The following is a 12,621-nucleotide window of genomic DNA, read 5'->3' on the forward strand; positions in this document are numbered from 1 at the left end:
CCGGCGAACCGCAACCCACCCCGCCCAACCAGTGAGCTTCTGTAGCGGCGTCATGCTCAGGGTGATAAGCAACAATACTAATGTTCCCAACCCCAGCCGATCGACCAACACTTTACCGGGATCCGGCCCAAGCAAATCCTCAAGCGCCTGATACAACCACAACATCGGCCAGACAGCCGAAGCAATGAAAACGCCTATACGCCAGTACGGAAATCGCATCAGTAGTTCTTCCGCAGATCTAGCCCTGTATATAAAGAAGCGACTTCATCCGAATAGCCGTTGAACATCTGCGTATCACGCACATTCGGCTTGAACAGACTGTTCGGCAGACGCCGCTCCCGTGCCTGCGTCCAGCGCGGGTGATCAACTGTCGGGTTAACGTTCGCGTAAAAACCGTACTCATCTGCCGCAATGCTTTGCCAAGTGGTTTTCGGCTGCTCGCTGACCAGACTGATACGCACGATGGATTTGACGCTCTTGAAGCCATACTTCCACGGCACCACCAGACGTAGCGGCGCGCCATTCTGATTCGGCAGCTCGCGGCCATACATGCCCACTGCCAGAATTGCCAAGGGGTTCATCGCCTCATCCAGTCGCAAGCCTTCTACATAAGGCCAGTCGATCAAGGCAAAACCGGAGCGCTGGCCGGGCATGCTCTTGGGATCCTGCAAGGTTTCGAAGCGAATGTATTTGGCTTTGGACGTTGGCTCGACCTGCTTGAGCAGCGCCGAGATTGGAAAGCCAATCCACGGAATGACCATCGACCACGCCTCGACACAGCGCAAACGATAAATACGCTCTTCCAGCTGGTAAGGCTTCATGAAGTCTTCCAGCGCATAGCGCCCTGGCTTCCCCACCTCCCCATCGATCACTACGCTCCATGGTTCGGTTTTCAGTGAGCCGGCATTAGCTGCCGGGTCGCCCTTGTCGGTACCGAACTCATAGAAGTTGTTGTAGTGAGTGGCGTCTTTATAAGGCGTGATCGCCTCATCCTTGACGTTGACCGCCCCCCATTTAGTAGAGGACAGCTTCTCGCCAAACCAGGCAGGTGCTTTGCCCGGCTCGACATCGGCATACCGCGCCGCATCGTCGGCACTGGCCCAGCGCGGCAGGCTGCTGACGGCGATACCGGCAGCAGTGACCCCCAGCAATTGGCGGCGAGAGAGATAAATGGCTTCAGGCGTGACATCCGACTCATGGCAATCGGACGCTTTGGGGACTTTGATCAACATGGCAACTCCGCAGCTTTGGAGGACAGATGCACCCATAGACTGCGGAGTATGCGGGAAATTACATCACTCGGCTTTTTTGTGGCGACGAAGATGCAACAGGTACTGCACAGGGCCAGAAGCGGCGTAGGCGAGGAACACCAGCAGCAGAATGCGCGGCGGATCGCTGAAGACCACGGCGAACACCAGCACCACCGCAAGGATCGCCACGAACGGCACGCGACCTTTCAGATCCAGCTCTTTAAAGCTGTTGTACTTGATATTACTGACCATCAGCATGCCGGCAGCCGCCACCATCAGCGCGACCAGAAACGACATCTTCGAACCCTGAATGCCGTAATCGCTGAACGCCCAGACGATACCCGCCACCACACCGGCAGCCGCAGGACTGGCCAGACCGATGAAATAGCGCTTGTCAGCCGTACCGACCTGAGTATTGAAGCGCGCCAGACGCAACGCCGCGCCTGCTACATAGATAAAGGCGACCATCCAGCCGACCTTGCCCATGTCACCCAACGCCCAGCCGAAGGCCAGCAACGCGGGTGCGACACCGAACGCGACCATGTCCGACAGCGAGTCGTACTCGGCACCAAAGGCACTTTGCGTATTGGTCATGCGCGCGACACGACCGTCGAGGCCGTCGAGGACCATAGCGACGAAGATCGCGATCGCGGCAAAAGCAAAATACTTGCTCGCGTTGGCGGAATCACCGGCACTCAAGGCCGCTTGGGCGCTCATTGAGTTGATGATGGAGTAAAACCCTGCGAACAGGTTCGCAGTGGTGAACAGATTCGGCAGCAGATAGATACCACGATGCCGGACTTTACGACCTTCTGCGTCGTGCCCTTCTTCGATATGTTCATCGATGGGCAGCAGGCTTTCGGCGTCAGAAGCCTTGTTCGGCTCTTCGGGACGTTCGCTCATGGACATTACCTTGCAACGGTTTGAAGAAAATTCGACAGATGCTTGAGGACGACAGTTCGGCCACAAACGCTGCAGCTTTATACCAGAACCACCGCCTCAAACGAAAAAACGCGGCCGAGGCCGCGTTTTTCGTACAAGGAACGACGACTTAGTTTTTGGCTTTGTCGACGATCTTGTTGGCACCGATCCACGGCATCATGGAGCGCAGTTGCTCGCCGATGACTTCGATACCGTGAGCGGCGTTGTTGCGACGCTTGGCGGTCATCGAAGGGTAGCCGGTTGCGCCTTCGCTGATGAACATTTTGGCGTATTCGCCGTCCTGAATACGTTTCAGGGCGTTGCGCATGGCCTGACGGGATTCGGCGTTGATCACTTCCGGACCAGTCACGTACTCGCCGTATTCGGCATTGTTGGAGATCGAATAGTTCATGTTGGCGATACCGCCTTCGTACATGAGGTCAACGATCAGCTTCAGTTCGTGCAGGCACTCGAAGTAGGCCATTTCCGGCGCGTAGCCAGCTTCAACCAGAGTTTCGAAACCGGCTTTGACTAGTTCAACGGTACCGCCGCACAGAACGGCTTGTTCGCCGAACAGGTCGGTTTCGGTCTCGTCCTTGAAAGTGGTTTCGATGATGCCGGTGCGACCGCCACCAACGCCAGCAGCGTAGGACAGTGCAACGTTTTTCGCATTGCCCGAGGCGTCCTGGTAGATCGCGATCAGGTCAGGGATACCGCCGCCTTTCACGAACTCGGAACGCACGGTGTGGCCCGGAGCTTTCGGCGCGATCATGATCACGTCGAGGTCGGCACGCGGAACAACCTGGTTGTAGTGGATCGCGAAGCCGTGGGAGAAGGCCAGGGTGGCGCCTTTCTTGATGTTCGGCTCGATTTCGTTTTTGTACAGGGAGGACTGGAACTCGTCCGGGGTCAGGATCATGACCAGGTCGGCAGCCGCAACAGCGGAAGCAACGTCGGTCACTTTCAGGCCGTGAGCTTCAGCTTTGGCAACGGTGGCCGAACCTTTACGCAGACCAACGGTAACGTCGACACCGGAGTCTTTCAGGTTGCACGCTTGGGCGTGGCCCTGGGAACCGTAACCGATGATGGCAACTTTCTTGCCCTGGATGATCGACAGGTCGCAGTCTTTATCGTAGAAAACTTTCATGAATTTCCCCTTTATATCCAGGCCGTTCAGGCCATTCGCTAATTTGGTTTAGATGCTGAGTACTTTGTCGCCGCGGGCAATGCCGGTCACGCCGCTACGGACGGTTTCCAGAATCGATGCGGTGCCGATGGACTGAATGAAGCTGTCGAGCTTGTCGCTGGTACCGGTCAGTTGAACGGTATACACGCTGGCACTGACGTCGACGATCTGTCCACGGTAAATATCGGTGGTGCGTTTGATCTCGGCGCGCTGGGCGCCAGTGGCCTTGACCTTGACCAGCATCAGTTCGCGCTCGATGTGAGCACTTTCCGACAGGTCCACCAGCTTGACCACTTCGATCAGCTTGTTCAGGTTTTTGGTGATCTGCTCGATGACTTCATCGTGACCAACGGTGGTCAGCGTCAGACGCGACAAAGTCGGGTCTTCGGTCGGGGCCACGGTCAGGCTTTCGATGTTGTAGTTGCGCTGCGAGAACAGGCCGACTACGCGAGACAAAGCGCCGGGTTCGTTTTCCAGAAGCAAGGAAATAATGTGCCGCATGATTAAGTACGCTCCGTCTTGCTCAGCCACATATCGCGCATCGAGCCGTCTTTGATCTGCATCGGATAGACGTGCTCGCTGGTGTCGACCGAAATATCGATCACGACCAGGCGATCCTTCATGGCGAACGCTTCTGCCATCTTCGACTTCAAATCTTTCGATTCGGTGATGCGTACGCCAACGTGACCGTAGGCTTCAGCCAGCTTGACGAAGTCAGGCAGCGATTCCATGTAGGAGTGCGAGTGACGGCTGCCGTAGCTCATGTCCTGCCACTGACGAACCATCCCCAGAACACCGTTGTTCAGGATGACGATTTTGACTGGCAAGCCATATTGCAGGCAGGTCGACAGTTCCTGGATGTTCATCTGGATACTGCCTTCGCCGGTGACGCAGGCAACGTCGTCATCCGGGAAGCTCAACTTGATGCCCATGGCCGCCGGGAAACCGAAGCCCATGGTGCCCAGACCACCGGAGTTGATCCAGCGATTCGGCTTGTTGAACGTGTAGTACTGCGCCGCGAACATCTGGTGCTGGCCCACGTCGGAAGTGATGAAGGCATCGCCCTTGGTCACTTCGCAGAGGGTTTCGATCACGGTCTGCGGCTTGATCAGGCTGCCGTCGCCCTTCTCGTAAGGGAACAGGCCGCGATCACCGCGCCATTCATCCACCTGCTTCCACCAACTGGCCACGGACTCCTTGTTCGGGGTCTCGCCGATTTCCTTGAGAATCGCGACCATTTCGGTCAGGACGCTCTCCACCGGGCCAACAATTGGCACGTCAGCCTTGATGGTCTTGGAAATCGAAGCCGGGTCGATGTCGATATGGATGATCTTGGCGTTCGGGCAGAACTTCGCCGCGCCGTTGATCACACGATCGTCGAAACGCGCGCCGACCGCGAGGATCACGTCAGCATGGTGCATTGCCAGGTTGGCGGTGTAGCTGCCGTGCATGCCGAGCATGCCGATGAACTGACGATCAGTGCCAGGGAAACCGCCCAGGCCCATCAACGTGTTGGTCACAGGCAAGTTGAGCATTTTCGCCAGTTCGGTCAGCGGTGCGGAACCGTTGCCGAGGATCACGCCGCCACCGGAGTACATGACCGGACGCTTGGCCGCCAGAAGCATTTCTGCTGCCTTGCGGATTTGCCCGGAGTGACCGCGAACGGCCGGGCTGTAGGAACGCAGCTTGGCTTTCTTCGGGAAGATGTATTCGAATTTCTCGGCCGGATTGGTCATGTCTTTCGGGATATCGACCACGACCGGGCCCGGACGACCGGATTGCGCCAGGTAGAAGGCCTTCTTCATGACTTCCGGGATTTCCGAAGCGTGCTTGATCATGAAGCTGTGCTTCACGATCGGCCGGGAGATACCGATCATGTCGGTTTCCTGGAACGCGTCGGTGCCGACCATGGTGCTTGGCACCTGACCGGAAATGATCACCATTGGAATCGAGTCCATATAGGCGGTCGCGATACCGGTGATGGCGTTTGTGGCGCCAGGACCGGACGTCACCAATACCACGCCGGCTTTACCGGTGGCACGGGCATAACCGTCAGCCATATGGGTTGCCGCTTGTTCGTGACGAACCAGGATGTGAGTCACTTCCGGTTCTTTGAACAGGGCATCGTAAACATGCAGGAGAGCACCACCCGGGTACCCGTAGATATATTTGACGCCTTCGTCACGCAAAAAGCGGACGAGCATCTCACCGCCAGATAAAAGCTCCACGTTGTTCACCTCTAAAACGCCAGAATACCGTCCACAAAAAAGGGGCGGGTCTTAATAGGTTTACTTCTCGGCAGAGCATGAGCGACGGTGGTCGCCGACTACGTCAGCACTGACTGAGCAAGTATTGGGATCGTCCCAAGTGTTGCGGGCCTTTCCCACCCAGCGCGAGGTAACGCGTTGCGGGTGTAACAGGTCGGCGCGGATGTGCGCCTCATGATCTACCGAGTGGGTCTGCTTCTGGCAGTCCCTCTACAGCGGACTTTGGATTCTTCTGTTTCGCCCTCTCCAAGTCAAGTCGTCTGTGTGGTTAATTGTGGGTAAGCACATGAGAACGCAAGAAAAAACCTGAAAACCGCTACTCTGTTAGTGTCAATTGCGCAATTTTGCCAAGGAATCAGCATGCGAACGCTCCTCCTCACTCTGCTGATCGGCCTCAGCCCATGTTGCACGGCCGCTCAAATCTACAAATGGGTCGATGCCCAGGGCGTCACGCACTTTGATGCGCAGCCGCCGCAGGGTCAGCCATCGACGACAATCCAGACGCCCTCCTCGCCTCCACCGAGACCGGCGGCAATGCCGGGCAGTGGCGTGCTTGGTGATCAGAAGGCGATTGATGACAAGGTGAAGAAACAGGTCGCCGACCAACAGGCACAGCTCAAGCAGTTTTGCGAGCAGGCACGCACGAATCTGGCGCAATTGCAGAACAATCCACGATTGAGGGAGGAAGTGGAGGGACAGTTGCGGAGGCTGGATGATGCGCAGCGGCAGGAGCGCATTGTCGAGGCTCAGAAACAGATAGCCGAGAATTGCCAATAGGCATCTGCAGGACTGTAGGAGCTGTCGAGTGAAACGAGGCTGCGATCTTTTGACTTTAACGATCAAAAGATCGCAGCCTTCGGCAGCTCCTACACAGATTCGGTATCAGCGCGAGGCAGTGATCAGCAGGTCAAACTCTTTGAGCAGCACCTGCAACTGACGATCCTTGCCACCCAGGTTGCGCTGGGCGAAGACCATTTCGGCCATTTCCTGAATACCCGAGGCATTCGGCAATGGCAGATCCTGTTCGAGGATCATCTTCATGCGTGGCAGGAAGATCCATTGCAGCCATTGCTCGAAGTCCAGCGTATCGACCGAAAACGGCTCGACACTGCTCAACGCTTCTGCTGACGGCTGAACTTCATCCCACCAGCCCTGAGTGCGCAGTTCACGCTCGATCAGCAACAGCTGATCGGCGATTTTCGGGAAGCGAGCATCCATTACAGCGAAACCTTGGCCTTCTGACGGGCCTGAGCGGCGCCGGCGGAATCGCCTTGTTTCTCACGGGACTGGGCGATGATTTCCCACAGGCTGGCTTGCAGGTCCGGACGACCGTTGGCCATGGTCAGCGCACGACGAGCAAACTGTTCGGCTTGCGGCGCATCACCTTGAGCCATGCGCACCTGCGCCAGGCGATAAAGCACTTGCGGCTCACGCGGAGCGACGCGTTGTGCGCGCTCAAGGCTGGACGAGGCACCGTTGAGGTCGCCGCCGGCCTGTTGCTGTTGAGCCGTCGTCAGCAAGGCAAGCACCGGACCGTCCAGTTGCTCGTCGGCCGACAGACCACCGCCACTGCTGGCCGAAGGAATGCCGCTCGGGGTCGACGGCATGCTGTAGCTGCCGGAGTTGATCGGCGTCGATTCAACCGAAGAAGGATTGTACGGCCCCGACGTGATACCACCGGGTGCCGGACCCGGGACGATTGGAGAAGAGCTGATCGGAGTCGAAACGGCAGCGCCGCCACCCGGCACCATCACCACCACGCCAGTATCACCTTGCGGGATCGCCTGAGTCTGGCCCTGCGCAGGACGCTTGACCGTCGTTTGGCGGAAACCGCCATTGGCCGAAATACGTTCGCTGTTGGACACCGCAGTACCGGAGTCAACCACCGGAATCGAACCACGCTGTACGGTAGAGCAGCCGCTGAGCAAAGCCACGGCGGTCACCGCTGGAATCAACCACTTGTTCACTTGAAACCCTCTTTGCTTAATTCATCCAGCCCTTGACCCAATCCATCACCGACTCGCCGGAAGCGGGCGTTTCGCCCGCACACGCGGCGCCGGGTGGCGGTTCGCTGCCGCGAATATACGGCATCTGCACCGCCCCTGGGCAGTTGGCATCGGAGCCTTGTCCGGTACGCGAATCGACCCACGCCTGCACGACGTTATCCGGTTGCGGCATGTCCAGCGGCAGCGGATCGGCCTTGCGCATGAAACTGGTCCAGACCTGCAGTGCACCGGTGGCACCGGTGAACGGCGTCTTGCCGTTGTCATCGCGGCCCAGCCAGACCACCGCCAGCAGATCCTGACTGAAGCCGGCGAACCAGCTGTCGCGGGAATCGTTACTGGTGCCGGTTTTGCCCGCCAGCGTCAGAGTCTTGGGCAGCACGTTATAAACCGAGCTGCCGGTACCTTCACGCATCACGCGCTGCATGGCGTTCTGGATCAGATAAATGGACGCCGGATCGAAGCGCTGCTCGATCTGGAACGGATAACGCTTGAGCGGCTCGCCCTCAGCGGTCAGTACGCTGCGAATCCCGCGCATCGGCGTGTTGAAACCACCGTTGGCGAGGGTCTGGTACATGGTCGCCACTTCGATCGGGGTCATGCCGCCAGCACCGAGCAACATCGACGGGAACGCCGGAAACTCACGCGTCACGCCCAGACGGCCCAACGTCTTGAGCACGTTAGGTACGCCGACTTCCAGACCCAGACGCGAGGTCGACAGGTTGTAGGAATGCGCCAGGCCTTGATAGAGAAACACCGTACCGTGGGAGCGGCGGTCATAGTTCTGTGGTTTCCACACTTGCCCGTTAGCGCCTTTGACCGACAACGGGTCGTCCGACAGCCAACTGGTCAGTGTGTACTGGCTCGGTTTTTCCAGCGCGGTCAGATACACCGCCGGTTTGATCAACGAACCAATTGGCCGCACCGCATCCAGCGCGCGGTTGAAACCGGCATAACTGGCCTGACGGCTGCCAATCATGGCCTGTACCTCACCGGTTTCCGGATTGGTCACGACCATCGCCGCTTCCACATCATCGGAGCCTTTACGCCCGGACAGACGTTTAAAGGTGTCGTTGACCGACGCTTCGGCTTTCATCTGCAGGATCGGGTCGAAGCTGGTGAAGATGCGCAGGCCTTCTTCGGTCAAGTCTTCGTCGCGGTAGTCTTCACGCAGCTGGCGTTTGACCAGATCGATAAAGCCCGGAAACGAGCTGTCGGCGAGCTTGCCGCGTGTGGTCACACCCAGCGGCATTTTCTTCGCCGCTTCGACCTGTTCGGCCGTCGCCACGCCTTGCTGCTCAAGCACATCGAGCACCAGGTTACGACGCTCCAGCGCACGCTCGGGATTACGACGCGGGTTGTAATAGGACGGGCCTTTGACCATGCCGACCAGCAACGCCACCTGATGCAGTTTCAGCTCGGACAATGGCTGGCCGAAGAAGAACTGACTGGCCAGACCGAAACCGTGCACCGCACGTTGGCCGTCCTGTCCGACGAAGACTTCGTTGAGGTAGGCCTCAAGGATTTCTCTCTTGTCGTAATGCAGCTCCAGCAGCATCGCCATCATCGCTTCAGTGAGCTTGCGGGTCAGGCTGCGTTCGCTGGTCAGGTAGAAGTTTTTCACCAGCTGCTGGGTCAGCGTACTGCCGCCCTGAGTCATCTTGCCGCCCGAGGTGTTGACCCAGACAGCGCGGGCAATCGACTTCGGCGACACGCCCCAGTGGCTGTAGTAATCGCGGTCTTCCACGGCGACCAGTGTTTCGAGCAGATACGGCGGCACCTGATCTAGTTTGATCAGAATGCGGTCTTCGAGATTTTTTGGATAAATGCCGCCAATCATCAGCGGCTCAAGACGCACCACGGACAATTTCGAACCGTTGGTCGCCGACAGTTCAGCCACATAGTCGCCGGAGAAACGCACGCGCACCGGCTGCGGTTTTTCCAGGCCTTCATAGAACTGGAAGCCACGGGTATTCAGATCGACCGTATTGCCACTGACGGCTGCAGCGCCGGGGCCATTGCTCACGGCTTCGCGACGATAGCCGAGGGCATCGAGTTCGGTGAGGAAATCGTCCTTGCTGAGCTTTTGTCCGACGAACAGCTCGAGCGGCCGCGCGTAAACCTTGGCCGGGATGGTCCAGCGCTTGCCGGAGAATTTCTCCTGCACCACGGCATCGAGGTAAACGGCGAAGCCGGCCAGCACGACAAGGCCGACCAGACTGAGTTTAATGGCCCAGCTCAACCATGGGCTGAGGCCCTTGGAGGGTGGTTTTTTCTTGGTACGGGGAGATCGAGTTCGAGTCATGGCGGCGGATTATACGCACTTTATTCATACTCAACAGGAGCGCTCCGAGGTTTGCGTCAGGCTGGCGAGCGGCCATAATGGCGACCTCGAATTTCCCCCAGTCTCTGAAGGATCGCCCGTGAGCCAGTCACTGATCGCTGCCCTGCAAAACCCGGCCCTCTACCCGCACCCCGTTGAAGGGTTCCAGGTCATCGAAACCCATATCTCGTGGGTGATCCTCACCGGCCCCTTTGCTTATAAAGTGAAGAAACCGGTCAACTTCGGCTTTCTCGATTTCACCGGTCTCGACTCGCGTGCGCATTTCTGCGCCGAAGAACTGCGTCTGAACCAGCGTCTGACTGATGATTTGTATCTGGAAGTGTTGCCGGTGACCGGCAGCGTCGAAGCACCGCAATTGGGCGGCGACGGTCCGGCCATCGAATATGTGCTGAAAATGCGCCAGTTCCCGCAGACCGGTTTGCTCAGCACCCTGCAAGCCAACGGCGAACTGACCACCCAGCACATCGACGAGATGGCGCAGCAGATCGCTCACTTCCACCTCACGGCGCCAAAAGTCCCCGCCGAACACGACGCAGGCACCCCGGACAGTGTGATGGCGCCGGTCTCGCAAAACTTCGAGCAGATCCTGCCGTTCCTCAGCGACAAAAACGATTTGCTGCAACTCGAGGCGCTGAAAGCCTGGGCCGAAAGCAGCTTCGAGCGTCTCAAGCCACTGTTCGCGCAACGCAAGGCCGAAGGTTTCACCCGTGAATGCCACGGCGATATTCACCTGGGCAACGCCACGGTCATCGACGGCAAAGTGGTGATCTTCGACTGCATCGAGTTCAACGAACCCTTCCGCTTCACTGACGTCTGGGCCGACACCGGTTTCCTCGCGATGGACCTGGAAGACCGTGGCCTGAAATCCCTGGCGCGCCGTTTCATCAGCCAATACCTGGAGCAGACCGGCGATTATCAAGGTCTGGAAGTGCTGAACTTCTATAAAGCCTACCGCGCACTGGTTCGCGCCAAGGTTGCACTGTTCAGTATGCCGGCGGACGCGTCCCCGGTGCAGCGCGCCACCACCCTGCGCCAATACCGCAACTACGCCAACCTGGCCGAAAGCTACAGCACCATTCCTTCGCGTTTCATGGCCATCACTCACGGCGTTTCCGCTGTCGGCAAGAGCCACGTGGCCATGCGCCTGGTCGAAGCGCTGGGCGCGATTCGTCTGCGTTCGGACGTAGAACGCAAGCGTCTGTTCGGTGAGCAGACTGTTGCCAATGATGTGCAGGCCGGCATTTACAGCGCCGACGCCAGCGCCGCCACTTATGCGCGGCTGCATGAAATCGCTGAAGTGATCCTGCACGCCGGTTTCCCGGTGGTGATCGACGCGACTTATCTGAAGCGCGAACAACGCGACAACGCGGCAAAAATTGCCGAAGCCACCGGCACGCCATTCCTGATCCTCGACTGCAACGCGCCGCAAGCGGTGATCGAAAGCTGGCTGGCGATTCGTCAGGCGGACAAACAGGATCCGTCCGACGCTACGCTGGCCGTGATCGAAGCGCAGCAGGCCAACCGCGAAGCGCTGACGCCGGAAGAAATCCTGCGCAGCAAACGCGTGCAGACCAATGAGTCCGGCACGCTGGACACCGTGGTTGCGCAGATTCGTCAGCGCCTGCCAGGCCTGTAAGAAACTATTTCGGCCGTGAAGCCCTCGCTTGCTTCACGGCCGTCAAATAGTGGCACTATACTGGCGTCATAAAACCAACGGTGATATGACATGAGCCAGCCGAAACTTCTCGACACCCCGCTGTATGCCTTGCTGCACAAAGACGACATCACAGGCTTCAACAAGGAGCGTCCACAGGATGGCCCGATCGATATGGTCGGTGGCGATTTTCGTGGGCTCGATTTGCGTGAACTGAATGCCGATGGCGTGGATTTCCGCGACGCGTACTTCCGCTCCGCCGATTTGCGTGGCATCGATTTCCGTAATGCATCGCTGGAAGGTGCGAGCCTGGCCCACGCGCAGATTTCCGGGGCGTACTTTCCGCCGGAACTGAGTGCCGACGAAATTCTGATGTCGATGAATTTTGGTACGCGTTTGCGTTATCGCACTCGCGGATAGTTCTTTGCCTCTCTGACACAACGCTTCCCTCCTGTGGGAGCGAGCTTGCTCGCGAAGGCGTAGTGTCAGTGACCCTACGTCAGAGTCAGACCGCTTTCGCGAGCAAGCTCGCTCCCACATTTATCAGTTTTTCTCCCCGTCTCCCTGCGTCAGCAGAGCTTTCGCAACCTTATACAGCGCCCTTTCTTAGAAGCGTTTGCGTTGAATCCGACCAAACAACCACGCTTTTCCTACTGATGGCTACACTCCTGAGAAGCTCGCCCACGCACCATTCGGCCGTCGCAAGGAGGCTTGATGAATGATGAACTGCAACACCTGAAGAATCTTGGCAAGACGTCGGCGCAATGGCTGCATGCCGTGGGCATCCACAGCGCCTCCGACTTGCGTCGCCTGGGCGCGGTGGACGCCTACCGGGCCGTGCGTACCCGCGGGTTTCGCGCATCGAAGGTGTTGTTGTATGCGATCGAAGGCGCGCTGATGGATGTTCACTGGAACGACATCCCCGCCGAACGCAAGGACGCCCTGAACAAACAGCTTGAAGCCATCTCCTCGCGCCACAAGAACTGAACGGGCATA

Annotated in this window: 13 protein-coding genes (1 of these 13 running past the window's edge); 4 read left to right on the plus strand and 9 right to left on the minus strand. The window is 58.2% G+C overall.

Features of this window, described 5'->3' with window-relative positions:
* From msrQ to F8N44_RS12400, 6 genes are all read right to left on the minus strand, one after another.
* Positions 1–219, minus strand: partial view of a protein-methionine-sulfoxide reductase heme-binding subunit MsrQ gene (gene msrQ / locus F8N44_RS12375; RefSeq protein ID WP_150650512.1) — the 5' portion only. 405 nt of this gene lie to the left of the window's left edge; only the first 219 of its 624 coding nucleotides appear in the window; the start codon lies at positions 217–219; its stop codon lies beyond the left edge, outside the window.
* Entirely contained in the window at positions 219–1,232 is a 1,014-nt protein-coding gene (gene msrP, locus F8N44_RS12380) for a protein-methionine-sulfoxide reductase catalytic subunit MsrP (protein ID WP_150650513.1), read from the minus strand. The genes msrQ and msrP overlap by 1 nt, the downstream gene beginning before the upstream one ends.
* A 63-nt stretch (positions 1,233–1,295) precedes the next feature.
* The gene (gene pssA / locus F8N44_RS12385) at positions 1,296–2,153 is read right to left on the minus strand and encodes a CDP-diacylglycerol--serine O-phosphatidyltransferase (protein WP_016983477.1); all 858 of its coding nucleotides are present in this window, start codon (positions 2,151–2,153) and stop codon (positions 1,296–1,298) included.
* Positions 2,154–2,301: 148 nt separating this feature from the next.
* Complete coding sequence (ilvC, locus tag F8N44_RS12390) at positions 2,302–3,318, minus strand: ketol-acid reductoisomerase (protein WP_007909969.1); 1,017 nt, start codon at positions 3,316–3,318, stop codon at positions 2,302–2,304.
* A 48-nt stretch (positions 3,319–3,366) separates the two neighbouring features.
* Complete coding sequence (gene ilvN / locus F8N44_RS12395) at positions 3,367–3,858, minus strand: acetolactate synthase small subunit (RefSeq protein ID WP_003176102.1); 492 nt, start codon at positions 3,856–3,858, stop codon at positions 3,367–3,369.
* A gap of 2 nt (positions 3,859–3,860) precedes the next feature.
* Positions 3,861–5,585 carry an acetolactate synthase 3 large subunit gene (locus F8N44_RS12400; RefSeq protein WP_093434972.1) on the minus strand — a complete coding sequence of 575 codons (1,725 nt, stop codon included), beginning with the start codon at positions 5,583–5,585 and terminating at the stop codon, positions 3,861–3,863.
* Between the two features lie 399 nt (positions 5,586–5,984).
* Here F8N44_RS12400 and F8N44_RS12405 point away from each other — a divergent pair, with 399 nt between their 5' ends.
* Positions 5,985–6,401: a DUF4124 domain-containing protein gene (locus tag F8N44_RS12405; RefSeq protein ID WP_150650514.1), complete on the plus strand. Its 417-nt coding sequence runs from the start codon at positions 5,985–5,987 to the stop codon at positions 6,399–6,401.
* A 105-nt stretch (positions 6,402–6,506) separates the two neighbouring features.
* Here F8N44_RS12405 and F8N44_RS12410 read toward each other — a convergent pair whose 3' ends face one another.
* From F8N44_RS12410 to mrcB, 3 genes are read right to left on the minus strand one after another with little or no spacing between them, the layout of a single operon-like run.
* Entirely contained in the window at positions 6,507–6,842 is a 336-nt protein-coding gene (locus F8N44_RS12410) for a YqcC family protein (RefSeq protein ID WP_053123861.1), read from the minus strand.
* Positions 6,842–7,591 carry a tetratricopeptide repeat protein gene (locus F8N44_RS12415; protein WP_150650515.1) on the minus strand — a complete coding sequence of 250 codons (750 nt, stop codon included), beginning with the start codon at positions 7,589–7,591 and terminating at the stop codon, positions 6,842–6,844. The genes F8N44_RS12410 and F8N44_RS12415 overlap by 1 nt, the downstream gene beginning before the upstream one ends.
* Positions 7,592–7,607: 16 nt before the next feature.
* On the minus strand, positions 7,608–9,932 hold the full coding sequence (mrcB, locus tag F8N44_RS12420; protein ID WP_150650516.1) for a penicillin-binding protein 1B: 2,325 nt from the start codon (positions 9,930–9,932) through the stop codon (positions 7,608–7,610).
* Positions 9,933–10,050: 118 nt separating this feature from the next.
* Between mrcB and F8N44_RS12425 the strand changes: the two genes are divergently transcribed.
* From F8N44_RS12425 to F8N44_RS12435, 3 genes are all read left to right on the plus strand, one after another.
* Positions 10,051–11,607, plus strand: a complete 1,557-nt coding sequence (locus F8N44_RS12425; protein WP_150650517.1) for an AAA family ATPase — start codon at positions 10,051–10,053, stop codon at positions 11,605–11,607.
* 90 nt (positions 11,608–11,697) lie between these two features.
* A complete protein-coding gene (locus tag F8N44_RS12430; protein WP_150650518.1) occupies positions 11,698–12,045 on the plus strand; it encodes a pentapeptide repeat-containing protein in 348 nt (115 codons plus the stop codon).
* Between the two features lie 294 nt (positions 12,046–12,339).
* Positions 12,340–12,612, plus strand: coding sequence for a TfoX/Sxy family protein (locus F8N44_RS12435; RefSeq protein ID WP_003228231.1), 273 nt, complete (start codon positions 12,340–12,342; stop codon positions 12,610–12,612).
* Positions 12,613–12,621 lie beyond the last annotated feature (9 nt).

The sequence above is a fragment of the Pseudomonas fluorescens genome (assembly GCF_902497745.1).
Classification (GTDB): domain Bacteria; phylum Pseudomonadota; class Gammaproteobacteria; order Pseudomonadales; family Pseudomonadaceae; genus Aquipseudomonas; species Aquipseudomonas fluorescens_BM.